Origin of the sequence: Ilyomonas limi, assembly GCF_005233845.1 — a bacterium.
In the GTDB taxonomy this organism is placed as follows: Bacteria; Bacteroidota; Bacteroidia; order Chitinophagales; family Chitinophagaceae; genus Ilyomonas; species Ilyomonas limi.
Genome location: NZ_SZQL01000009.1, coordinates 53,348 through 79,706, shown reverse-complemented (window position 1 = coordinate 79,706; position 26,359 = coordinate 53,348). Strand labels below are relative to the sequence as shown.

16 protein-coding genes are annotated in these 26,359 nt (G+C 39.8%); 9 read left to right on the top strand and 7 right to left on the bottom strand.

Features of this window, described 5'->3' with window-relative positions; genetic code table 11:
• Nucleotides 1-14 precede the first annotated feature (14 nt).
• The 6 genes from FC093_RS12255 to FC093_RS12230 all read left to right on the top strand — a co-directional run bounded on the left by FC093_RS12255 (nt 15) and on the right by FC093_RS12230 (nt 6,863).
• Nucleotides 15-947 (top strand): glycosyltransferase family 2 protein, encoded by a 933-nt coding sequence (locus FC093_RS12255; RefSeq protein ID WP_137262082.1) that lies wholly within the window; start codon nt 15-17, stop codon nt 945-947.
• Between the two features lie 34 nt (nt 948-981).
• A complete protein-coding gene (locus tag FC093_RS12250; protein ID WP_137262081.1) occupies nt 982-1,863 on the top strand; it encodes a sulfotransferase domain-containing protein in 882 nt (293 codons plus the stop codon).
• Nucleotides 1,864-1,876: 13 nt separating this feature from the next.
• On the top strand, nt 1,877-3,427 hold the full coding sequence (locus FC093_RS12245; RefSeq protein ID WP_137262080.1) for a hypothetical protein: 1,551 nt from the start codon (nt 1,877-1,879) through the stop codon (nt 3,425-3,427).
• Between the two features lie 79 nt (nt 3,428-3,506).
• Nucleotides 3,507-4,790, top strand: a complete 1,284-nt coding sequence (locus FC093_RS12240; RefSeq protein WP_137262079.1) for an O-antigen ligase family protein — start codon at nt 3,507-3,509, stop codon at nt 4,788-4,790.
• Nucleotides 4,762-5,952, top strand: coding sequence for a glycosyltransferase family 4 protein (locus FC093_RS12235; RefSeq protein WP_137262078.1), 1,191 nt, complete (start codon nt 4,762-4,764; stop codon nt 5,950-5,952). Before FC093_RS12240 ends, FC093_RS12235 begins: the two co-directional genes overlap by 29 nt.
• 2 nt (nt 5,953-5,954) lie before the next feature.
• Nucleotides 5,955-6,863 (top strand): sulfotransferase family protein, encoded by a 909-nt coding sequence (locus FC093_RS12230; RefSeq protein WP_170971069.1) that lies wholly within the window; start codon nt 5,955-5,957, stop codon nt 6,861-6,863.
• Here the strand turns inward: FC093_RS12230 and FC093_RS12225 are convergent.
• Nucleotides 6,857-8,044 carry a glycosyltransferase family 4 protein gene (locus FC093_RS12225; RefSeq protein ID WP_137262076.1) on the bottom strand — a complete coding sequence of 396 codons (1,188 nt, stop codon included), beginning with the start codon at nt 8,042-8,044 and terminating at the stop codon, nt 6,857-6,859. The two genes, FC093_RS12230 and FC093_RS12225, sit on opposite strands and share 7 nt — an antisense overlap.
• A 539-nt stretch (nt 8,045-8,583) precedes the next feature.
• Here FC093_RS12225 and FC093_RS12220 point away from each other — a divergent pair.
• The 3 genes from FC093_RS12220 to FC093_RS12210 all read left to right on the top strand — a co-directional run bounded on the left by FC093_RS12220 (nt 8,584) and on the right by FC093_RS12210 (nt 13,032).
• Nucleotides 8,584-9,951, top strand: coding sequence for an exopolysaccharide biosynthesis polyprenyl glycosylphosphotransferase (locus tag FC093_RS12220; protein ID WP_206106559.1), 1,368 nt, complete (start codon nt 8,584-8,586; stop codon nt 9,949-9,951).
• 235 nt (nt 9,952-10,186) lie between these two features.
• On the top strand, nt 10,187-11,488 hold the full coding sequence (locus FC093_RS12215) for a DUF3472 domain-containing protein (RefSeq protein WP_137262075.1): 1,302 nt from the start codon (nt 10,187-10,189) through the stop codon (nt 11,486-11,488).
• A 17-nt stretch (nt 11,489-11,505) separates the two neighbouring features.
• Entirely contained in the window at nt 11,506-13,032 is a 1,527-nt protein-coding gene (locus FC093_RS12210) for an arylsulfatase (protein ID WP_137262074.1), read from the top strand.
• 631 nt (nt 13,033-13,663) lie between these two features.
• On the opposite strand, the gene FC093_RS12205 is transcribed toward FC093_RS12210, so the two are convergent.
• From FC093_RS12205 to FC093_RS12180, 6 genes are all read right to left on the bottom strand, one after another.
• Nucleotides 13,664-14,971, bottom strand: a complete 1,308-nt coding sequence (locus tag FC093_RS12205; RefSeq protein ID WP_137262073.1) for an amylo-alpha-1,6-glucosidase — start codon at nt 14,969-14,971, stop codon at nt 13,664-13,666.
• A 32-nt stretch (nt 14,972-15,003) separates the two neighbouring features.
• Nucleotides 15,004-18,102 carry a DUF5107 domain-containing protein gene (locus tag FC093_RS12200; protein ID WP_137262072.1) on the bottom strand — a complete coding sequence of 1,033 codons (3,099 nt, stop codon included), beginning with the start codon at nt 18,100-18,102 and terminating at the stop codon, nt 15,004-15,006.
• Between the two features lie 14 nt (nt 18,103-18,116).
• On the bottom strand, nt 18,117-21,104 hold the full coding sequence (locus FC093_RS12195; RefSeq protein ID WP_137262071.1) for a glycoside hydrolase domain-containing protein: 2,988 nt from the start codon (nt 21,102-21,104) through the stop codon (nt 18,117-18,119).
• A 308-nt stretch (nt 21,105-21,412) separates the two neighbouring features.
• Nucleotides 21,413-23,146 carry a DUF4091 domain-containing protein gene (locus FC093_RS12190; protein ID WP_240743280.1) on the bottom strand — a complete coding sequence of 578 codons (1,734 nt, stop codon included), beginning with the start codon at nt 23,144-23,146 and terminating at the stop codon, nt 21,413-21,415.
• A 197-nt stretch (nt 23,147-23,343) separates the two neighbouring features.
• Complete coding sequence (locus tag FC093_RS12185; protein ID WP_137262070.1) at nt 23,344-24,753, bottom strand: aryl-sulfate sulfotransferase; 1,410 nt, start codon at nt 24,751-24,753, stop codon at nt 23,344-23,346.
• A 63-nt stretch (nt 24,754-24,816) separates the two neighbouring features.
• The gene (locus FC093_RS12180; RefSeq protein ID WP_137262069.1) at nt 24,817-26,337 is read right to left on the bottom strand and encodes a RagB/SusD family nutrient uptake outer membrane protein; all 1,521 of its coding nucleotides are present in this window, start codon (nt 26,335-26,337) and stop codon (nt 24,817-24,819) included.
• Between the last annotated feature and the right edge of the window lie 22 nt (nt 26,338-26,359).

The window sequence follows — 26,359 nt, the reverse complement described above, 5'->3', positions numbered from 1 at the left end:
AAGCACTAAACAGAATGGCTATAGTGGAACATTTTATTTCGGTAATTATACCTTGTTACAATAAAGAATCTTTTATAGCGGAGGCGCTGGACAGCGTGTTGCAGCAGACCTATAGTAAAGCAATCAAAGAAATAATAGTGGTGGATGATGGTTCTACTGATGGTACGGCTGCTGTGATAAAAGAGAAAGCTTTATTGCATCCGGTTATCAACTATATATATCAGCAAAACGGCGGTGTATCGGCTGCGAGAAATACAGGCATCAGTAATGCACAAGGCGATTATATAGCTTTCCTGGATGCAGATGATTTGTGGCTGCCTGATAAAATTGAAAGGCAATGCAAAGCTTTGGAGCAACATCCTGAAGTAGGATTGTTCTATACAGATCTGTTTAAGTACGATTACAAGCAGGAAAAACTGACTCCTGTAAGAGTAATCGCATACCAGGCTGATGAACAGGACTTATTGTTCAAATTTGTGGCAAAAGGTGCACCCGTTATACCTTCTACCGTATTGGTAAAAAAGGCTTGTTTTGAAAAAGAAGGTTTGTTTGATACAACCCTCCTCGAAGGCGGAGAAGATATTGATATGTGGCTGAGAATAGCAAGACATTATGCTTTTCAGCATGTAGAAGGCTGCCTGCTTAAAAAAAGAGAGTTGAAAGACAGCTTAGGTGCCAATACTTACGAAAATGCCAAAGGCTATAAAATAGCCTTAGACAAAATGCAGCAATTAGAGCCTGCTATTGCACCTTACCGCCGTAAGCGCGATGCGCTGATACATTACAAGGTGGGGTTGTACTTTTATAAAAAAGGCGAACACGCAAAAGCCTTTAGGGAAGTAAATCAATCTTTTAAAAAAGATGTCAAATTATTCAAAGCTTACGCATTGTGGCTGGCAATATTTGTTAAGCAACTTTCCGGGTTTAAAATATTGCGCAACAGCTAAATAAAAATATCAGACTTAATAGTTTTTGTAAGAAATGGCTAATTCTGTTTTACCAAATTTCCTGGTTATTGGTGTGGAAAAAGGTGGTACCACCTGGCTGCATGCTCAACTAAAAAAGCACCCGGACGTATTTTTGCCGCCTACCAAAGAAATACACTTTTTTAATAAGTACAATTCCAATGGTATTGCGCATGATTATTTTCAGTTTGGGTTAGACTGGTACCTGGAATTTTTTAAAGAATATAACGGGCAAAAAGCCATTGGCGAAGTTACACCTATGTACATCTGCGACCCCGAAGCGCCTGCACGTATTAAAGCTACCTTGCCCAACGTAAAACTGATTGCCATGTTGCGTAATCCTGTACAGCGTGCCTACTCGCATTACTGGATGGCAAAGCAAAAGAGTCATACTACGCTCGCCTCCTTTAAAGAAGTTATTGAACAAAAAGAGCCGCGTTTTATTGAGCGGGGATTGTATTATAAACAATTGAAAACGTACTATGAATTATTTGACCCGCAACAAATACTAATATTATTTTCGGAGGAGGTTTTTAAAAATCCTGAATATTGGCTTGCTCAGGTTTGCCGCTTTTTAGGAGTTGACGATGCATATTACCAAAACGACAGTTCGGTACAGGAAAAAGTATTTGAGGCATCTGCTTACAAAAGCGCCGCATTATTAAATAAACAAATGTATCTGGTACATAAGATGCGCAGGAGCAAGGCATTAAGCAGCGTGCTTAACTGGATGAAGCGCAAAGGCTTTTCAGATCGCATCAAAAAGCTGAATACGGTGGAAAAGCAATATGAGAAGATGCCTGAAAGCGATGCGGTAGCACTACAGCAATATTATTGTGAAGATTTAGAAGCATTGTCGTCATTATTAAACAGAGCACTACCTTTCCAGTCCAAATAGCGCTAAATTTTTTATGATGAACAATCTGATCAAAAGCTTTTTATTACTAAGTGCATCCATATTACTGTTATTACCATCCTGTATTTCACAAGGCAATAACCCTAATGCAAAGAAGAAAAAAGCGAATGATAATATATCTAATTTTGAGGTAGTATTCCCGATGAATGAATATTTAACCACCAACGATACTACTCCTTATCCGGTGTTAGTGCAGGAAAAATTTCAACACATCAATACGGCTTCTTTTGTAAATGTAATGGACTACGGTGCTGCCGGCAATGGCACTAAGGCTGATGACGATGCTATTGCAAAGGCTTTTGCAGCTTGTAAAGATGGCAGCGGGGTAATTTTCCCAAAAGGAAAAATCTTTCTTATTCAAAACCTCATCCGGGTACCGCTTAATAAAAACATTACTATTTACGCCTATGGTGCTACATTTAAAATGGCTAATAATACCGGCTATAATGCCATAGCTTTTGAAGGCAGTGGCAACGGATATAATAACCAGCTTATTTGGCTGGGTGGGTTATTTGATGGTAATAAGAATCAGCAGTCTTGGCCTGGCTCGCCCACCGGCAATAACGAATGGGTGCGCACACAAGGCAATTATGGTTTGCTGACTATACGAAGTGCAAAATTTGCTTTGGTAAAAGATGTTTCGCTAATCAATACGGTATATGATGGGGTAGAATTATTTGAATGTGAACTGGGCGTGATTGCAGACAGTAAAGCTTCGGGAGGAGCTAACTTAAATTATTCCAAATTGCGTACTACGCATGGCAAAGGTCATCAGTCCACTTATTTTAAATGCACAAGAAGAAATAGCCAGGTGGTTTATTTTATCAATCTTGATTGCAAAGAAGGCTCTATTGGCGTGCAGTACTCTACTAATTTTGTAAGCGACAGTAGCCTGGCAGTTATAAATAATTGCCACTTTTATAACCAGGGGCAAGATGCCATACACTTTGAAAGCTGCAGAAAAATATTCATATATAATAGCACTATTGGTGCAGATAATTCTGCCAATTATCATGCTGATATACATATCAGTAACGACTGCGAGCTTGCTGCCATTAAAAATTCTCAGTTTAAGAATGGAAGAATAGATTTTCGCAATGCATCCAGTTTGCAATTGGGGATAATAGAGGATTGCCAGTTTGAATCTTATGCCCTCCGTAAAGAAGACTCCACCACCTTACGTGCTTTCATTCAGAATGCTACTTACGTAAAGGATTGCATCTTTAAAGGAAGGACAAAAGAAGATGGAGTAAAAGCAAAATACGTTACTGGCTCAAGCTTCCAGCTATTTGATGTGGCTGTAAATGCCGCTGCTTTGGTGAGTAAGTGTCATTTTAATACCGGCACTACGGCAATTAAAAGATCGAGAAATGCAATTACTGTTACTGACTGCGAGTTTAAAAATGTAAGTAATCCCGCTTCTGCTGAAATGCAATCGGCTGAGAATACGCTGAACAAAGCAGCCTTAAATGACAGGTTGTCCAAATCCATTCGGGTATTCGATCAGAGAAAAAAGCCATTAGGATATGTCGTTAAAACAAAATAAACGCTTCCTGCTGGCAATAGTTCGTATATTTTAATATTAAAATATTTATTAAGAGCATATCTTAACCCTATAAAAGCTCATGAAAATCAGATTCCACCATGTGTTGGCTTTTTTTATTTTAACCTTGTTTTTCGACATTGATTATGAGCTTTCCTTTGTCCGCCTGCGGATAATAGATTTTTTCCTTGTGGGATTGGTCGCATTAATGATTTTATCTACAGGCAAATTGAAAATCTCCAACAATCCTGCTACTTCCGGTTTGTATATTTTAATAGTATATCTTCTGGTTAATGGTATTACCAAAGTTACATTCGGCAGTATCATTAAGGAGACGATCCAACTGGTAGAATATCTTTTTCTAATGCACTTGATAGCAGAAGCTACCAATGAGCCCCAAAAACGAAAGGAATTTATTGATATACTTTTTTGGGGTACAGGATGCATAGCCTTTTATAGTATGATGTATAATATTGCAGGTGGGAGGTTTGCCAATTATAAAGATTTAGATTCGCCCAAACATAGCTTTGCATTCTTTGCTTTACTGGCTGTAATACGCTTGTTTAGCAGTAATAAAAAAACGCTGTTGCAACTGGGGTTTGTCTTTTTAGGTTTGGTGATGCTGTTACTTTCGGGCGAACGAAAAGGATGGGCAGGGTTTGTAATTGGAGGCGGTTTTTTCACTTACCTCCAGGTCAAGTCGAGTTTAAGCAAAAAAAACATCAATGGAATAGTTACTTTTTTTACAATCGTGGGTGTTGTTGCTATTATTACTGGTTTGTTGCTGGTAAGCCTGCCGGAATTCCGTTATTTAGATCGCCAGCTATCTTCCCTGTCCGATATTGGTAGCGTATTCTCCGGTGGCAACGACTCCTATGCATCCAAAAGTGATGAAGAACGTATTTTCATGTTTAATTATGGAATTCAGCTTTTTATGAAGTATCCGATTACGGGGATAGGAATTGACGAGTTCAAAGATTATATCATCAGGGATACGCATGGGTTCATATCGCATGATGCACATAATTTTTACTTGAAAATACTAACGGAAAATGGAATTATAGGAATCATTCTTTTTATGGTGCCGCTGGTGCTCATTTTTATTGAATTATGGAAACTATCTAAAAACAGGATTCCGCATATTGCCCTTTATGCACGTATTGCAATAGCTTTATTCTTTTTAGGATCTGTTGTTAATTTCTTTTTGGCAGGCAAAGCGTTGTCCTGGTTATATGTTATCCTTCCCTGCGGCATGATATTAGGCTTAAACAAGGAACTGCGGTTTCACAAAAAAGTAAAAGAAAAAAGAAAACAAGAACTAACGAGCGAATTCCCGAATGTTCAGGAAACACCAATCGGTTTATAACTACCCTTTAAACATAAGTGCCATTTTCTTCAACGGCTCTACACCTATGAAAGATAGTTTGACGGTTTTATACATAACCAGCGAAAATACGACCACCTCCATTCCTTTGGAACTGGCTACCTATATGCGCAAAAGCGACAGAATAAATTTGCACATCGTATCTTTTTATGGAGCAGTACCTGGCGAGCCGTTGAGCTTTGCGAAAAATGTAATAGATCTCAATATTCCTAAGTCCAGTATTAAAGGGGCATTTAGCAAAGTAAATAAGTTGATAAAGGAAACCAAGCCGGATATTTTGCATGTGCATCACAACTTTTCTGCACTTATTGCTATGCTGGCTGCCAGGTATAATAAAGTAAAACTGGTGGTTAAAACAGAGCACAACGACCATCGTTTTGCAAAATGGCATCAAAAAATTTTGAACATACCAATTTTGTCTTTAGCCGATATAGTAATATGCAATTCGGTGAGTACAAAAGATTCGTTTAATTCACTGGAGAAACTGGTAGCAGGAAAAAAAGCAATCCCAATTTATAATGGCATTAATATCAATAAAATTATAGCTTTTTCAACCGACGAAAACCGCCGGCAGCTAAGAGAAAAATACGGCGTTGCTCCAAAGGAACGCTTATTTGTTTGTGCTGCGCGATTGATAAAGCAGAAGAATATTGAAAACTTAATAAAAGGGTTTACTGCTGCTTCGTACGAAAATCAAAATATCCGGTTGCTGATAGCGGGCGCTGGTAATTTGTACGAAGATTTGCTGGCGGTAAAAAATAGCTGGGACAAGTTTAATAAAGTACAGTTTTTAGGGATATTACCGCGCGAAGAAGTATTCAAATTAATAAATGCGGCTGATTTTTTTGTAATGCTCTCCCTGTGGGAGGGCTTTTGTAATGCGGTGGTAGAAGCAATGGTAGCAAAGTGCCCGGTGGTATGCTCAGATATCGTTACCCTGCGCGAAGTAGTGGGTGAGGAGGTGGGTTACTTTGTGCATCCCAAATCGCCTGACGAAATAAAAAAAGCAATTTTAAAATTTGCTTCTTATGATCAAATTTCGATTGATGCATTAGGAGAAAAAAGTTTTAAAAGAGCTGCTGAATTATTTGATATTGAAAGTACTGCCAAACAATACATAGATCAATACCTTAAGGTGCGATAATCGTGAAAAGGAAAATCATTTATATAGCCGGATACAGCAGAAGCGGTTCCACTATTCTGGACATTTTGTTGGGTAGCCATACTAAAATATTTGGTACTGGTGAGCTGTTTTATTTATTTGAAGACTGGCTGAATGGTACACGTACCTGTACTTGCGGAGCAGTTTATAAAGATTGCAGTTTTTGGAAAGACTTAAAACTACCGCAGGGATTAAGCTTGCAAGGAGCAAGGGAAATAGTACAACATGTTGAAAACCGCAAGTATATTACTGCACTCACAAACGGGAAAATTGCTCCAGATATTATTCAGAAATACACCTTGATTCAAACCGCTTTATACGATTACATTTTTACAACTTCAGGCAAAGATATAGTCGTTGATTCATCAAAAACTTCCAGGGATATGGCTGGCCGTTTTTATGCTTTGCATCAATACACCGGCTTTGATGTGTATGTAATTCATTTAGTAAAAAACGGTTTAAGTGTGGTAGAATCGTACGTAGAAAAAGGACGTAACTGGGCACTGGAAGGCTATGGCAAAAATGACCGGTTTGCAGCTGCGCGTTCTTCGGTAGGCTGGTTTTTAGGAAACGCTATTGCACAACGTTTGGGAGCGAAAATGCCGGCAAATAGGTATATACAAATCAAGTATGAAGACCTTGTTGCACAGCCCGAAAGCGTTTTACAAAAAATAGGAGCGTTTGTAGATACAGATTTATCTGAAGTGATAGCGATGATACAAAACGGGCTTCCTTTTCGCCCGAAACATAATGTTGGTGGCAACAGGCTCCGGTTGGAGAAAGAAATTAGATTTAAGAAATCGTATAATTCTAAAAAGATAGGGTTGTCAGTATATCACCGGTTGATTTTTAAGATTATTGCCGGAAAATTGTATAAAAAATTGGGTTATTGAACTTCTGTTAAGGCTACCGGATCATAATTCAAAACAGAAACGCTTATATTGCCTTTATTCAGGCAGCTATCTATAAGCGATATATATTCCGGCAGCACTTTTTTCTCATCAAATTGCTGTGAGATTTTCCTGGAGGCTGTACTAAATTTAATTTTCTCTTCTTCGCTCAGCAATATAAAACGTTCACATGCTTTTGCTAAGGCCTCCGTATTTTTTATTGGAACAAGAAAGCCGTTTACACCATGCTGTACCACTTCTCTGCATCCAACATTATCTGTGGTAATGATTGGGCGAGACATAGCTGCTGATTCGATAAGTGCTTTTGGAATACCCTCCCGATAATACGATGGATACACAATAACGTGCGCCTCGCTGATTTCTTTTTTTACACCATCAGAAACACCTACGTATTCTATTGCTCCCTCGCGCTGCCAGCCGTCCACCTCCTGCCTGCTAATTGCCAGCTCATCACATTCAAACGGACCTGCCAGCCTGAAAATGGCATTGGGAAATCTCTTTTTTACTGCTCTTGCTGCATGTACATAATACTCCACACCCTTTGCTCTTGAAAGGCGTGCAAGCATTAAAAAAACAATTTTATCACCTGGCGGAAAGCTAAAGGGGGCTGACTGATACTCATCCAGATTGACTCCTGAGCCTGGCACTACTATCGTCTTTTCATACTGAGTAATTTTTTTGTCTAAAAAGAAACGCAGGTCTTCATTATTTTGAAACAACACTTTATAGCTGTTTCTCAATGAATACCTATACAGCAGCGTAACTATTTTGCTTGTAATGGTTCTGTTGCCCGAAAAAGGACCTGCCAGCCCGGTAATCGTAGGAAGGTAAGGTATCTTTAAAAAAGAGGCAGATAAACTTGCGTAAATCAAAGGTTTTGAATTGTAGTGTAAAGCGCATTTAATGTCATTTTCTTTATAAATCTTTATAAAGTCAAGCATCAGCTTTACATCTGCCAGCGGGTTCATTCCAGCCCGTTCCATATTTTTGAGAGGAATAAAGTGCCAGCCTTCTCTTTTAAGTTTTTCTGCATATTCATCATCGGCAGCCATTAAAATAGGTTCATATCCAGCCTCCTTTATTGCATTTGCCAACCCTCTTCTGAAATTATAAATGTTCCACGCAATATTTGTTACAATAGCAACTTTAGGTTTCGGTTTCATGTCAAAGGAGGTTTAGAAAGTTGGTGATTCAAGGTGTTTTAATTTATTATATACGAGGAAAACTAATGCAAGGTTGAAATTTGTTATATAATTTTCTTTGGTTGTTAGTGACACTTATTTACTTTAATAAAAATAACACACCACACAGTCCGGTTTTCACTTAAAATCTAAATGCAATTGAATGGTAAGCAGTTATTTTGCTCTTTAATGGTGCATTTCTTTTAAGAGCCTTCCTAAAAAAGAAATGATTAGTCTTGGGAGTATTCATGGTTAAGAGCTATAGTAAACGCCTCAAACAATCATCTGTTCACAGATTTTATATGTAAAGGCAAGATATAAAAAGAGATTAAAAAAACAAGTTTTTTTATTATAATTTTTTAAGCTATATTCAAGGTTTATAGGTGAGAATTTATATTTATAAGGTGGTTAAAGCAGTATTTAAAAACACTTTTTAAATTTTTTTTAATAACTGGTTTGTTGTTGTTACATTTAAGCTCTGAAAAGTTGAATATTTCCTTTATCCCTTAATAAGAATTTTCATGAAAAACCTCATGAGAAGGTATGTCTCTCTAAATAGGATTGTAATCATCAATCTTTTTGTTATAGCTATAGGGGGAGCATTTTATTATATAATTCCCGGCTTCAATTTTTCTTTTATTCTACTTTTTTTCCTTCTTTTTTATGTGCTTTCCTTTTATTTGGCGTTAAGGCCTGCTGCAAAATCTCCTAACAAAAAGCGTTCAGTTATAGGCAGAAAACGCATCCTCATAATGCTGATGTGTGCGGGCTCTATAACGTTGAGTATCATCTTCGTTGTTCAACTTATTTCGCTGCCGGTTTTTTTAGCGCTGCTGGTTGTATGGACCCTTCTTTTACAGGGGTTACAAAAGTTTTGCAACGACATTATTGCTTTACTTTATAAAGCATCCGGTCACCACCATAGTATTGGCATTATAGGAACCAATGAGAAGAGCCTGCAGATGGCCAACCACCTGCACCATAAAAATAAATTTTCTCATATCAAATACTTTGATAATTATGAGCCAGGGCTGCCTGTACAAAATATAAATAGTACGACATCTATTTTTTCGTTTATCGATTTTACAAAAGAAAAAGGGGTAAAAGAACTATACATCAGTGCTTCCTCTGCATATACATTAGACGTAAAAGAAATCATTCAGGAAGCAGAAAAACATTGCATCCGCGTGAATTTTATAGATTTGGAAGCTTTGCCCGAAGGACCGTTGTGCCATGTTAGATACATTAATGGAATGCCTGTATGGCAGCGGTATAATGAGCCATTACGGCGGCCAATAAATTATATAACCAAGCGGGCGGCAGATATCATCATAAGCAGCTTAGTTATCTTTTTTGTTTTATCCTGGCTTATCCCTGTGATAGGCATACTTATAAAACTCGAGAGCAAAGGTCCTGTCTTCTTCAAACAGTTGCGCTCGGGCAGAGATAACGACTCTTTTGTGTGTCTTAAATTTCGCAGCATGAGGGTAAATGCGGAGAGCGATAGTAAGCAAGCTACTTACAAAGACAGCAGGATAACCAAGGTGGGTGCTTTTCTCCGTAAAACAAGTCTCGATGAATTTCCGCAATTTATAAATGTATGGAAAGGCGAAATGAGTATAGTGGGTCCACGCCCGCACATGCTGCGCCATACCGAGGAATATAGCAAGCAAATAAAACATTACATGGGGCGGCTTTATCTAAAACCCGGTATTACCGGCTGGGCGCAGGTAAATGGCTACAGGGGAGAAATAATTAATCTGATGCTTATGGAAAAAAGGGTGGAATACGATATTGAATACATGGAAAACTGGTCTCTTTGGTTCGATATTAAGATTATGGTTTTAACCTTTTGGAATATCATTATAGGGGAAGAAAATGCGTATTAAAAGTTTTGCTTAACGGCTATGTACATTTAAGGTGGTTAGCATTTTGGTTCTTTAAACAAGAGATCAATTTGTGAAGCCATCATGCTTATCTTCTTTTAGCCGGAGAACAATCACTGCAATAATACAACTGTTGTACTTTACCCAAAAGCGCTAAATTTTGAAATAGAGTGATGGGGGCTTTAATAAAATTACTTATTTGCTTGCTCTTTTTAAAGCCAGTTGATATATAAGTACCATGATGTATTGCGAAAAAAGATTTACGGGTATTATTTTCATTTTAGTAATAGTGTTTTTCAGCAGGCCGGTATTATCTCAACAGATATATACAGATACTATTCCGCTCGGCGGTAATGCGTGGGTAAATGAACCGGCAGTAATAAGCGATAGCGGCTTAATAAATTGGTCTGACGCCTCCTCTATGGCAAGCATTTACTTTCGAACCGATGTGCCGCAAACTTTTAATCTTGCTTTGCGATTGCAAGTGCCCGAAGGTGCAAGCGATATAAGCATTGTATCGGGGAATCGTATTTTTAATAAGCATATTGCAAATAAAGATTTTGATGTTGTTGATATAGGCAAACTGGTAGTTTCAAAACCCGGTTATATAAAAGTTGATTTGAAAGGTATTAGCAAAGCCGGGGCTGTATTTGCCAATATTTCTGACTTAATTCTTCAGCACGACAAGCCGGATAGCACGCTGGTGTATGTAAAAAAGGGCAGTTCCTTTCATTTTGGTCGCAGGGGTCCTTCGGTGCATTTACGTTATCCGCCGCCGGATGAATTAAAGAGTGACGTGCATTGGTTTTATAATGAAATTACAGTACCCGCAGGCAACGATAAAGTAGGCTCTTATTTTATGGCAGATGGCTTTGGTGAAGGCTATTTTGGAATGCAGGTAAACAGCAATACAGAACGCCGTGTTTTATTTTCTGTATGGAGTCCTTTTGAAACAGAAAATCCAAAGGACATACCGGATAGTATGCGCATCGTGTTATCAAAAAAAGGTACTGCTGTACATGCGCAGGATTTTGGCAATGAAGGCTCCGGAGGACAAAGTTTTATGCGCTTTAACTGGCAGGCTGGCAAAACCTATGCATTCCTCTTGGGTGCGCAGCCCGATTCAACTCATCATACTACCACTTACACGGCTTACTTTAAAGATATAAGTGCAAATGAGTGGTATTTAATTGCTGCTTTTAAGCGGCCACAAACGGTTACTTATCTTACACATCTCTATTCATTTCTCGAAAATTTTATACCCGAAACCGGTAATGAAACAAGAACGGGCTTTTATAAAAATCAATGGATAAGAAATGGTAAAGGCGAATGGCACGAATTAACCAATGCGATCTTTACTGCCGATGCAACTGCCAAAGGTGGCTACCGGAAAGATTATGCCGGCGGTGCTGATGGCGATTATTTCTTTTTGCGTAACGATGGATTTTTTAATGGCTTTGTAAAACCTAACCAATCATTTACACGCAAGGCATCAGGCAACAAACCGGTAATTGATTTTGCACATTTGCCACAACAATAATTATAGCATTACTTATTATGAAAATAGCTTTCTCATTCATTCTATTGTGGACCATTGCCATTACCAGTTTTTCCCAAACAGCCAGCAACAGCAAGCCCAACATTATATACATTTTTGCCGATGACATGGGTTATGGTGATGTAGGTTGCTACGGTCAGCAAAAGATAGAAACACCTAATATTGATGCGCTTGCAAAAAGCGGCATGCGCTTTACGCAGCATTATGCTTTTCCGGTTTGTGCACCATCGCGCTATTTATTAATGACGGGCATTCACTCCGGCAAAGCCTATATACGTGGCAACGATGAATGGGAAGAGCGCGGCGATGTATGGAACTTTAAAACGATGGAGTCCAATCCTTTTTTGGAAGGACAACGACCCATTCCTGATTCAACACTAACGATAGCAGAGGTGTTGAAAGGCCAGGGTTACACAACAGGCTTGATTGGTAAATGGGGACTTGGCTCACCATTCACCAATGGTACGCCTAACAAGCAAGGTTTCGATTATTTCTATGGTTTCATTTGCCAGCGGCAGGATCATACTTATTATAGCGGGCATTTGTGGGAGAATGAAAACCGCGTGCCGCTGAATAATAAAATTGTGGATCCGCAAATCACATTTCCCAAAAATTTAGACCCGCTGGATGAAAAGAATTATGAAGTATATCAACAGAAAGATTATGCGCCCGATTTCTTAATAAAAGCGGCTTTGAACTTTATAGATAAAAATAGTGACAAGCCTTTCTTTTTATATTATCCATCACCATTACCACACGTTTCGTTACAGGCACCCGAAAAATGGGTAGATTATTATCATCAAAAGTTTGGGGATGAACAACCTTATTTAGGTGGCAGTTATTTTCCCTGCCGTTATCCACGCGCGACTTATGCAGCAATGATCTCCACATTGGATGAACAGGTAGGACAGTTGGTACAGGAGCTGAAAAAGAAAGGGGTGTATGAGAACACTATCATTATGTTTTGCAGCGATAACGGTCCATCGTTTGGCGGTGTTGGCGTAGATGGGCCATTCTTCAATAGTGGTGGTCCGTTTAAATCTGAAACAGGCTGGGGCAAAGGCTTTGTGCATGAAGGCGGCATACGTGAACCTTTTATTGTATCGTGGCCTGGAAAAGTAAAAGCAGGCTCCACTTCCGATATGATTTCTGCAACGATAGACATGATGCCTACATTTTGTGATTTACTGCATATAGCGGCTCCAAAAGGGATTGATGGCATTAGTATTTTGCCCGAAATAACAGGCAAAAAACAAGAACAGCAACACCCCTATTTATACTTTGAATATCCTGAATATGGTGGCCAGCAGGCTGTAAGAATGGGTAATTGGAAAGGGGTAATTCTGAACATAAAAAAGGATAATAACACCACTATGCAGTTGTATGATTTAAGCAAAGACATACAGGAGCAACAGGATGTTGCAAATGAACATCCTGATATTGTAAAGAAGATGCAGAATATTATGAAAAAAGAACATCACACACCCGAAGTGAGTACGTTTTTAATGCCTGCGATAGAAGAGTAGTTTTCGGTCCTGGATCTTAATAAGTAAATAACTTATAAGGATATATGCAGCCTGTTAAAGTATAGTGTTATATAAATTTATTTTGTTTTTAACGGGTGTATGTACTACCGGATATAAAAGTGAAATCTCCCACATACAGTTCTTGTTTGTCACTTTTTGTCCCCGACAAGTCGGGGCAGGCATTGACACAAAAAGTAACCAAAAAGGTCAAGGACGGCATGATCGCTCCGCACGTCCGTCCGGGCCAACGCCACCACTTAGCCTAGGGTGGATTTTAGCTGAAGCTTGCTTGTTCAGTTTACAAAAGTGAGATGAGCATCTATAATATTTCCACCAACCAAAAACTCAAAATAAAATAAGACTAACCAGTTTAGTTTAGAATGATGTGAACCTCCCCAGTAAGGCACTCTAAAAATTTGAACTGATAAAAGGATACAAGCCGTATGTTTTTCATTAGTACAAATGGCTATTGATGGGCTTGCCAATTTGATGTTTTATAAAGATCTGTATGAATAAATTAGCAAGATTTAATAGTGACTTAGTAAATAGCAATAGGCAATTTTAAAATATGTTGCAAAGGGCAATCTATAGTTCACAAGCCAACATATTAAAGCAAAGTTTTCCAATAAACTTATTGATGCTCCTTTGCCCAATCTCTCAACATTACTATTGCTTTTGCCAATACACCTGCTGAACCTTTAAAATTATCAGAACCGCGGGGCTTACCATCTCTGTCATACCACTCATAAAATCGTTCATTTTTAAGTACGCGGTCAATTATAGGCTGCACTTCATCATAAGCCTCCTGCACGTAGCCGTTGGTAACCAGTTGCTGTATCATTCTGCCACCAAACCACGACCAGTCGCCACCATTCTGGTAGTTGTACTCTTTATTGGAATGGGAACCCGGGTAAATGTTTTCGGGATAAGGCGGATATAACGTTAAACCGATAGATGGTGCGCCGGAAAGCTTTACATTTTTCAGCATATCCGCATTCACTTCCGCTATTTCTTTTTTTGATAGTAAACCTGCTTCAATGGCTACAGCCGTACCACCATGAAAATAGATTTTATTTTCATCAAAGGATTTAGGAAAAGGGGAGCCATCTACATATAGATGTGGAATGAACTTGTGTTTTGAAGCGTCCCACAAATACTTCCTGGCGTTGGTTGCTGTACGTTCTTTTAGAGCTGTCCATTGCTGTTTGTCGCCTTCCTTTTTTGCAAAACGTATCATATTATTCAAAGCAATGATCAACATGGCATTGTCATACACATCTACCGACCAATGCGTAAGACTATCAATGTCCACTACCGCACCGCCTTCTATCTGAACATCGCCCCAATCCTGAGTGGTAGCGCCGGTAAGCAAATTGTATTTGTTCGAATAGCGGTTCTTCAATAAGAATTCAATAGATAAGCCTAAGCGTTCCAATGCTGTTTTACCACCAATCTTTTCATACAGTATGGATGTGTCTTTTGTAATGCTGATATATTTTCCAATAGCTTGTATCAGCGATGTTTCCTGGTCGGTTTCTACCGTGTTTTTAAAACCAACATGTGTAGTGTCAATACTTGAATAGTACATATTAGGATCACCCCAGGTTACATGACCTTTCAACACATAACCATCTACAATTTCGCCATTGGGTTGTTGTAAATACAAAAATGTGAGCAGGTTTTTACGAATGCTATCCAGGCTATATACCTCACAGGAGGTTTCAATAAACGTATTAAAATCGCGTATCCAAACCTGCGGATAACCATCACCTGCATTGAATCCTTTACTTAATACCTCTTTGGCCTTAGCCAGCACCGTATCCAGCTTTTTATCATGCAATATTGTTTGTGCCAATTGCTTATTGGTTTGTGCAGCGGCACTCTGTACTGTAAACAAAACGACAGTAATAATTTCGAGGAGCGTAATGACTCTTTGCATAGTCAAAAGTAAGCAGGCTTAAAAGGTTAAACTTACTTTATTTTATTCATCAGGTAATACAAAACCCGCTCATTACTGCCCGGTGGTATATTGCCCGATGTAGTACCATGCTCCAGCATGGCTTTTACCCAGGACAGCCCTTTGTCATTTGATTGTTGTGCTATCTCATTACTCAGCCACTCATTGCCTTTTTCTTTTTCATTCATTTTTTCGTAAGCCCAAACGGTCACCAATGCATTAGAAGATTGAATATTTCTTTCGTTATTATCCGAAACTGCAAAATGGATGATGTTTTGTAAATCTTTTTCAGCAGCCGTTTTATTATTAAGGGCAGTATGGTTGAGGTACAATAGCCAATTCTCCAAACGGTGGTCTATGTCTTCTTCATAAGGCTTTCCAACACCCAGGTTTTCGGGATATAACAGCGCCTGCTGAATAAAAGAAATACTCTTTTTATAATCTTTACTTATCAATGCATCCATCGCTTCCCGCAGCTTTACTTCGCGGTAAACATCATGGCTTTCCGTTGCCCCTTCAAAGGGTAGTATATTTAGTTTGGATATTATTTTATCAGCTTCTCTCAGGCGGTTATTAAACAATAAAGCTTTGGTGTATAATAAACCAATGATGTAATTGCCTGGATGTGCTTTTGCATAGGGTTCAATAACAGCCAGTGCTTTATCGTTTTGAGCAGTTGCTAAATAATGCTCTGCTAACAATTTATAGTATCTCCAGTCTTTACTTAACGATAGTGCCGTTTGCAGATCAGTTGCTGCACTCGTTGTATTGCTATCACGCTCTATTGCGGCTCTTACCGCATAAAAAGGTGCAAATTGCGGATCATTTCCACAAGTCATCAATAGTTGTTTACATTCCGCAATTCTATTTCTGTCATGATAAATCAGCGCTAAGTGATACTTCAATAACCAATCCTCTTGTTGTTTCATCAGTGTTGCTATCACACCTGCTGTTTCAGAACGGAAAGGAAAATAAAAGGATACATCCATTTTACTTACATCTACTTTTTCACCATTCAGATAAGCCAGCCAGTACACACTTTCGGGCGATGGCAAGGAGAGCGTAAATAATTGCTTTGCTTCCTCAATACAACCTTGTTTATGATACCAAATTGCCAGCTCTGCATAGGTCTCTGCCGGCAATTCATTTTTGATGGATTGTATAAATTCCTGCTTATTGTTTTCAGTTTTATTCCATTGGTATTTTTCAAATAATGCAAAGTGACTTAGTGGATCTAATTGCAGTATGATAGCTAATACTTTTTGTGCATCATTCCGGTTATGTTGCTGCCTGTATATAACCGCCTGCAATTGCAAAGCAGCGATATTATGCGCATTATAAACGAGTGCTTTTTGTAGATAATGCAAAGCCTTGTCATCGGTCTTTTCTTTATGATAAATAGAAGCCAGCTCGGTGTAAGCTGCACTTCGGTAAGCCGGGTCTAAAGCTGCAATATCAAATCCATCTTTTGCATCAACTACATTTCCTGATTGCTCATTAACCAATCCATAATAATAATTTGCATCGCCAGCCACCGAGTTGATGCTTAATGCACGGGTTGCTAATTGCAATGCTTCTTTATACCGCATATTGCGATACATTAATTCTGACATCTTCACTAACGCTGGTAAGAAATTAGAATCTTGTTGCAATGAAGCGGTCAGGTTTTCTTCGGCTTTTGCATATAACTTTTCATTCATCAACTCGCTGCCTAACAAGTATAATCCATACGCATTATTCCAGTTGAAATTTGTAGGGGTTTCAACCGGGCGGCTTAATGCATTTGCAGATGAATCAGCGTTGTATTGCAGCTTGTCAATACCTATTGTTACTGTTAGTTTATTTATATCTGCAGCAACTTGTATTGAATCTTTAAACACTTGTTCGGGCAATAAATGCAATGCTTTTTTATAAGCAATTTTATCGTTTTCTTTCACCACCAAAGTATCTTGTAAGGCCTGCACCGGAAAGTAATACAGCTTCAGCCAGCCATCTTCGTATTTCATGTTGAAAGCACCATATTGATTGGCCTCTACAAAGCCTTTGGTTCCATTTACCGGATACCAATATTCCTTCCAGCTATCGCTTGCATACGGCTCAAAAGCAATGTGCTTAAATGGCGTATAACTGCTGCCTTCTGCATTTTGGTTAAAGAGCCTTCCTGACTGCACTTCTACATACTGCCCATCTGTATCGGTCAGCTCTTTTTCCCATATCATTCCCTGCCCCGATAAACCCCAGATCCAGATCTTTTTACCGGCTTTATCATCATGCGTGCTGTACCTTGCCATCCCCATGTCTTCATCATGATAATACGTACCAAAAAAGTTGGTGTATTTGCCAAACACATGATATGATTTGTAGCCGCCAAAATCATTCTCTTTATACCACGAAATTCGTTTACCATTTTGCTTGTTTACGGGCCAGGATGCATACTCGCCATTGTGCCCCAGATATTTATTTCCGGGATAAATAAACTCTAAATCGTTGCTTGCTTTTGCGGCAGCATTCATCCAGTGATAATAAGGCTGCTCAGCAGGGGTTGTGTTGTACCAGAAAGCCTGTGTAGTAAAAAAAGCTTTATCTTTTGGTACATTAATCTCCATGCGCCAGTTGCTGCGCGTTAATAAATCCAATGCGCCAATAGTACAGGTAATGCTTCCATCTTCCTCATGTTGTACGGTATAATCCACCGGCGTTGCACAGTTGGGCGTATGACCAATAATGCCAAAATTAGATTCCAGACCACCGCTTGTCCAGGGACCACGCATCGCAACATCTCTAAACTTTACCGCATGATTGTAATACAAAAAAGGCTTGCTCGTTTTCTTATCTATGGCTGCCCAAATCTTGCCACCAATCTCGGGAAGAATTAAGATTTTGATGTATGCATTTTCTATTTCTACTACTTTCCATTGCTTGTTTACTGCTTTATCGGTAAAGCCATCAAAACGGAAATAAGGATATACTTGTGTGAGCAACGGTATAGGATTGGGATCGGAAAACGGATAAGTAGGAAATGTTTTCAGATATTCCTTTACTGTAACACTATACTGCGATGTTGCACTTCCAAAATGCGCAAGCAGAATAAGCAACATCCATAGTTTTTTCATACGCAGAATCGTTTTTACTGAATAATCAACAGCCAGCCTTTGTTCTTTGCAACCGTAATAGCATCATTCAATCCAAATGTTTTTCCCTGCTGAAAGTTCTTTATTTCCGGTGCAGTAATCGTTGCTTTAGATGCATCTATGCCTAAGGCTTTCCAGTCAATTTTTAATTGCACTGTTGTATCACTATCCGCCCAGCTTGCAATAGAAATTAGTGCCTTCCCTTCTTTCTTATACACCGTTGCCAGCACCTTATCATTGCTTGTTTTCACCGGGCAGTTATCACTCCAGTAGCCAAGCATTTTTGTGCCCTGCATACCAAAGTCATCCCACACTTTCCATATCGGGCGCGGGTCGGCATTATCACTCCAGGGCATACGGTTGGTCATGCCGTAAATCATGCCGCGCCAGGGATTACCACCGCCCTGCAGCATCTCGCCCATCAAGCCGAATGGGATGCCGCTCACTTCGGTTAAGAAGAAATCGGGGCTATTATTTTCATAGTCAAAGTATTCGCCGAACCATAAGCGATTAAGATAAGGGAAATGCTCCATATACAGGTTGGCACTGTTATTAAATCCATCATTTTTGTTGTATTGATTGGCAGAATGTAAATCAATAATACCGGGATGATTATCTGCTGTTAACACGCGTTTGATGCGCTTCATGGTAACGCGGTCAAAGGCAACATCATCCAGGTAAATACCATCAATACCTACGTTCTGCACCAGCCAGTTCATACCTTCCACATAATAGTTGTGCCAGCGGCTCATACCGCTGTTTACAATAGCTGCATCTTTAAGATCCGGCACAAACCAGGCTGCTATATAATCGCTGTCTATATGCTCCTGCAGCCAGCTATAACCACCACCTTTGCCGGGTGAATAAATTTCATGTCCCAGGCTGCGCATCGGGAAGGTTTCATAGGCATGATTAGACAGCTCGCGTACCGTGTTATATATCTTTACTTTTAAGCCATTTTGGTGCGCACTGTCGATATACGCCTTCATTTTTTGCCATGCAATAAACGGATAATTAATCCACGGATTAATAGGTGTGGCATGGTGAATATTGATAACGGTTGCGCCGGTAGCTTTGATAGAATCAATGGCATTATACTTATGGTAAAAACGGTTTGCCCACTGAAAATCGGTGTTGATGGTATGAAACGGCGTGATGAGTAAGGTGAAGTTGTAATACAGCGTATCACCTTTTTGCACCGTGCGTTCACCACTATAATTATTGGCTAATATGGAAGCTCCCTTTTCACCAATGGTAATGCCGCCTTTGTTATCATTGCCCCAAGATGTTGGCAATAATAAAGGCTTCTGCAAATAGAAGTTGGTGTTGAGCGGACGCACATATTTCTCATCGCGCAGCGAATATTGCAAGCCGGCGTTTACATTACCTATCCAGGCACCATCCTGGTTCTTGTGTGCAACATCCCATTTCCATTCAAAACTATCTTTTCTATAACCACCTTTCTCACCCAAGCCCATCATGTATTTAGCAACTTCTTTGGTAAAGGGGATGTGCATAGTGATGTCTTTGAAAGATACGTTCTGCAAGGCAGTCAGCTTCACCGTATAACTGATGAAACCATCAAATTCCATAGAAGCGGCAACATCCATCTGCAACGTGTCATTGCTGCTTGTTGCTTTCCAGGTTACAGTGCCTTCCGTTTGTTCCGTAAACTGCAATCCTTTGCTTTGCAGTTGCATATTACTGCCAGAAGCCGTTGTAAAATGAAAGTGTATTGGCTCTGTAAGAAGGTTATTAGGCGAATCTTTATACTCCGTCATTTCAGAAGTAAAAAAGGTTTGTATCTGTGCCGGAAAACCATCATTATTTATTGCTATTTTTCTACCTAATAAACTAATGGTATGGTTGTTTACTTTCAACGGTGTATAAGGCGCAATTACCTTGTTTTCCTGCGCCATCGCAGAATTAAGCCACTTCAACCTTGTTCCTTTCCACGGCTCGGCAATATTGCCATTAAAAGCTTCTTTGTTGCTGATGGCGATTTCGATGTTTATTGTTTGTGGAGCGCTGTTGGTGTTAATCGTTGCCTCCCCTTTATACACGCCTGCAGGAATTTTTTTCGGAATATCTACCAAACACCACATTGCCTGCACGCTATCGGCACCAACATGTACTGTATTGGTAAACGGAGTGCCATCGTATTTAATGCCTGTGTTGTTTAAACAACTAATAGCAGCAGCCGGAATAGACTGTCCGTTTGCACCTTGCAGATTGCTGAAACTAATGCTTACATTATTGATATTTTTTAGTGCATAAATGCCCAACTGAAAAGAATAATTTTCGCCTTTATCTGCTGTTCCTTTAAAGGTATTACTAAGCCCTTTTTGTACCCATTTGTAAGGCAGATAATCCATCATTTTAATTGGATAGATTCTGTCTTCGGGAAATACGATATAATCTTTGTTTTTACTCTTTGCTGTTAATGCAGCCGTTTCTTTTCCAATAGCAATCACTTCCATCGGGTAAAAGCTATTCAGGCTATCAATAGCCTGAATTTCCTGTACTGTTGCATTGGGTTTGATGGAACTGTTTATTCCTTGCAACCAGTTGCCATCGGCTGTATTTTCTGGTTTTAGATAAACGCCTTTTGGATAGTTGGAGCGCCCTTCATTCTTATAAGGCATGTAATACACGTAGTAAATGCCTTTGCCAGATACCGGTTGAAAATAAATATCGCCACTTAAATTGGTGATGTTACCCGTTTTTACATTGGTTACTTTTTGGTGGGTTTGTGCGTCTTCTACAATAATGCGTTTGTCTTGTGGGTTATCATCTCTCCGGCGCCAAATAATGGATGCCTTTGCAACAGGTACGTTGCTATTTACCATTACTACTGCCCGGTGATTGCCTAAAGAATCGGTATTCCATTTTTCTTTTTCTGTTGCAATGGTATATTTTGTTTCCTGTGCAAACAATGTTTGTGCTACACAGATGACTACAAAAAGACAAACAAATTTTCTCATTATAATTCTTCTATTATTCTTTTGTTGTGCTCCGTCTAAATCAATAAAATAACAATTTAAAGCCAAACAGTTTACATTCTTTCAGAACAGGAATCACAAAGACTCAAAGTAATCAAGTTGCACAAAGTATTCTTTATTAATCTTTGTGAACCGCTGTCTGCCGACCGGAAGGTTGGTGTTCCTTGTGCTTTAAGGATTCACACATTATCTTATTATCAAACAGATTCCAAAAGACTACCGAAATACATGCAAGGACCGTAGCCATGTCCTATTATATCCGTCATGCATCAGATAAAAAACAAAAGAGCCTATCTGTTCAGCAGATCCTTTGCCTTCAACACCATTTCCTCGGCGGTGCGGTGCTGTAATACCTCAATATCAAAAGCGGCAAGCGCTTCTTCCAGTTCCTTCAATTTTGCCCCATTTCCCTCTTTTTTATACCTTTCCTTCAGCATGCGGATTTTTTCAAAATCCTGTACCCCTTCAATCAACTTTTCAAAACGGATAGAGGTCATAGGACCGGGATATACCTGATACGTATCACCGGCAGGCCAGGCAGTAAAACGGCTGTCGTGCAACGGATCTTTTGTCCAACTGTTGTACGCCCAGCGCAGGTAGCCATCCATATTTTTTGCAGCCGTGTACCAGCCGATCCACACATGCTCTGCTGCGGGTGAAAATGTAAAACCATTGGGATATTTTTCGGTGCAGCAGGTGTACCAGGCACTGAGTTTGCCCTGTTGCTGCCGCAGTTGCAATGTATTGGCCGGAAACTGCAGGCGGGAAGCAATACAGTAGTCATATACATCACTTTCAATTTCAGGATGATAATCGCCCGCTAACGCAATCTTCCAATCTTTATCTATTTTTTTCAATAATTGAATAACAGACTGCATGGCGGGCATGGGCCGCTCGTCCATAGCAATGGCTGTTTTACCAAACCAGCCTTTTTCTTTCAGGTGTTTGGTAAAATCGGTTAGCATCATTTTCCAGAATTCATTGTAAGCCGGTGTGCCAATATCGCCGGTAAAAACTGTGTCTTTACCAATGCTTTCATCGTAATAACGGAAAGCAATTTTCCAGGGTACCATGCTGTAACAGTTGATGCGCTGATTAATGCCGCAACTCATTACAAAGGCAATGTATTTATCAAACAAACTATAATCGTACTGCCAACTGCCGTCTTTCTTTTTTATCCATTGTATAAGGCTGGGAAAATCATCATACGTCTGGTGCCCCCAGGGCTCGTTGACAATGCTGGCGGTAATATTCTTTTGACCGGCACTGGCCAGCAGGGTATAATATTTTTTCATTAAGGCAAAGTGTGCATCACTCCACAGTGGTACATGGTGCACCCGTGCAATGGCGGCAGGATGTTGCCAGAGGTCGAGATTAAATGCCCACTGCGCAGGTGGTGGCAGCACTTTATCCAACACCTTTACCGACAGGTTGAGCACATAATTTTTATCTGCCTTAACGGTTACTGTACCATCGTACACACCGGCAGGCGTAGTAGCTGGCACCTGCACACCTATCCATACTGGCTGTACAGTATTCTTGTTCAAAACAACAGATTGGACCAACGTATTAATAGGGTCTGCAACGAGCGACGAATCGAAGTCCTGTGGCTTGCGGTATCCACAGCCGTCTTTATATTCATCAGTCATTACATAACCCACAAAACCAGTGGTGATATTTCCTTTTGGAATCATCTGCTTATTCCCCGACTTTAAATCACTAACAGTTACAGTTACCGTTGCAATGTCTTTATTGCTCCACACCGCCAGTTGCGTATGTACTTTCTCGCCTTTCCAGGCTGCTAATGTATAGCTGCTTTGCGGAAGGGTTTGCGGCACCCGCTCCTGACTATAGCGTACATTGCTATTAACAAAGCCCACCTGAACAGGACTTTCAAGTGCCTGCCACTGCGCAGTCTTTTCAGTAGCATCCAATGGTGAGTTCTTTTGCAGCGCCAGGCTTACATCCTGCGCCTGTAAAGCGCTACTGAGTATAAAAGCGAGAATAGAAAAGCAATATTTCATTATCTGTTTTTTACAAAGCTGTATATTCAATTGGCAACCGTTTGGCAATGCAATCGTAGAAAGCGAATCTATCACTATAATGCTTATGATTATTGGTGCAATCGTTTGTTTGAATTTAATTACTAATCGTTGTTGCCACATTCATCGGACATAAAAGCCTGATGACTACAAATGCACTAATCCGGTATATTATGCTGCTAAGGTAACAGCCACTTACGCAATGTTTCGCCATCCACAAACTCAACGCGGTAAGGTGGAATAGCTGTATCCAAAGACCACAGCAGCACGCCTTTTTTATTTGTTAATACAGCGATGTGGTGCTTGGAACAGCATACCAGAATTGTTGTATCATTTACCATATACGCGCTTCCCATGCGGTCGTTATATATTTCCTGCGGAAGTTGTATATGAATATCCGTTTGTGCTGTTTTCGCCGCCTCATTCAGCTTTACAGCATATACTTCAGATTGATGTTTGTCAATGCCGTTATTAAAAAACATCAGGTCGCCATTTTGATTGATGTGCGCGGCATGTGCCATCGAAAACTGGCAATCGGCAGGCATCGTAAAAGTACCACCCTTACCAAACTTCCATATTACTTCACCGGTTGTTGCATTAATCTTCCATATTTGACCATTGTTATAGAAGGACATGAGGTAATTGCCATCCGTATCAAAGCTCAGACTGTTGGCATGCATCCAATCCCCTTTATCCTTTAAAATCTTCGGATCTTTTAATGGATCAACGGCATCAAATACGCTCCATTGCCATACTTTTTTACCATTATTATTCATTACCAAAATACCATCGCCGGCAACGGTATCTTTTACATTGCCACCAACAGCACGCAGGTCCATCACTCTTTTATCAACATATAAAGTAACCAGTTGATTTTTATCATTTTTTATAATTTCATGGTGAATGGTATATTGAAAATCACCCTGCCCTTTTTGGAGATGTACCAGCGTATCTCCTTTCAAATTCACCTCTAAAATGGCTCTTCCATAACTCGTTGGATCATCGTTAGTGCCGAGTATGGAAAGTATGGTGTTGTCTTTGGTAAAATGAGTAACTTTTACACCAATATTGTCTGCCATGTTATACCAGCGCAGCCTGCCTTTGGTATCAACAATGTAAGTAAAGCCGGGCGACTCGCGCTTGTTCATCACCAGGAAACCATTTGTAAAAACCTTTGGAAGCAATTGCGGCATTGGCGCAGTAGCTTTAAACTGATCCTGCAGCCATATTGGCAATTGTTCAGATTGAAAATGATAGGTTTTGCTTTCGCCTTTCTTACCATTATCTAATGTAAATAACTGAAAGCTGTATTTGGTATTGGGTAGAATATTGGTAAAAACAAGCGAATTGGATAAAGCAGCTTTTGAAGTGTCCGACGTTAGCTTTTCATGTTCTGCGCTATCTGCCCAATATTGTGCATATACCTGCGCCGGTTTAATGGTATTTACATCAATTTGTATGAGCAGCTTATTGTTGTTGTGCAAGCCAATGTTAATGTCTTTGATAATACTTGCTGAGTTGTTGCAGGATGCGAGTATCAATACAACCAAAGTGACTAAAAAGTGGAAGAAAGAAAGCTTAGTGAACATAATATTTATAAAATAAAAGGATATGCAAACAAAGATGCCTGCATATCCTTTACAAAATGGTTTTTATCGGTCGGAATTATCTAAATTCGAATTGATGGTAACCTGATTTTCAGGATATGGAAAATACCTGTTCTTTGGCATTACAATAGCCGGTGTTTGTCCAATGCGTGTAAGGTACGCATTTACAATCGTATCGTATTTACCAAAACGAATAAGGTCGGCACGGCGCTTGCCTTCATAGAAAAATTCCCAGCCACGTTCCTGCAACAGAATATCTCTTATTCCTTCCTGAGTGTAAGTGCCACTGAGCAGATCAGCCTTGGAACGACCTTTCACCTGATTGATCAGATTGATCACTTCTTCGCTTGGCCCGTTCAGTTCGTTTAATGCTTCGGCACGACTTAAAAGTACATCTGCATAGCGCAAAATATCTACACTATGACCATCATAATACAACGTAACCGAGCCGGTAGAATCAGCATACTTTTTTGTAGCTATATCCGGCATATAGCTATAACCCTCGGGAGGCGGTGCACCCAGCGATGGCGGTTCTGCATAGATCAATCCATCAACGCCGGTATAACGCGGATAGAAGCAAAGCTTGCGTTCGTCCTGCTCTTCAAAAGAGTTATAAAAATCCCATGATACCGCGTAATACTGCCATCTGTTTTGCACCACCGGGTGGTTTTGCGGACCAAAGTGATTCATCAGCTCCGTACCATTTACATTAGCATCAGAAAGCACGGAGAAAATGTTTTCTTCGCACCATTTATTGGCTTCAGTAAATAACCCTAAATAGCTTGGATACAAGGCATATACATTCATATCCATCACCTGTTTCATATAATCTGCTGCCTTCTGCCATTCATGTTCACGCAGGTATAATTTACCCAACAAAGTAAGCGCTGCACCTTTGGTAGCACGACCAAAATCGTTGCTGTTATAGATGGCATTGTTCTCATAATTGATGGGCAGGTTGGCAGCCGCAAAAGTGAGATCTGCAATCATCAAAGAATCAATGCTCGCAACAGAAGCTGGCTTTGGCTGGCTGGTGTAAGAGGCAGAGGTGGCATTGGCAACATCTGTTTCTGTAAGCATGGGTACTGGTCCCCACGCATCCGTTAAATCCATGTAAGCAATGCTGCGCAGAAATTTAATTTCAGCAAAGAACTGGTTCTTTTGTTCATCGGTTAAAACCGTCATATTACCCAGATTATACAAAGCATTATTTGCATCAGCAATCAGCTTGTAAATCTGCCGCCAGTCTTCTGCCAGCAAGCCATTACTGGAATTCCATTGTGCTAAAGATAACTGTCCAGGGTCGCCACCATAGCTACAATGTCCCACATCTGTTGTAAGATCGGTAAGTGCAAAGTGACGCACTGTCCAGTAATCAAAATTATCTCCAACAACAGGACCTTTTAAACGCGCATACACCGCATTTACAGCCGCCATTGCATCCGATAGGGTGCTGAAAGCATTGGTGTTGGTAAGACTGCTGTACACATTCGGATCTAATGTTTTATTGCAGGAGCCGATAATAGCGGCTGCAACAACTATCCATAACAATTTTATATTTCTCATATTATTATTTCTTTATCGTAAG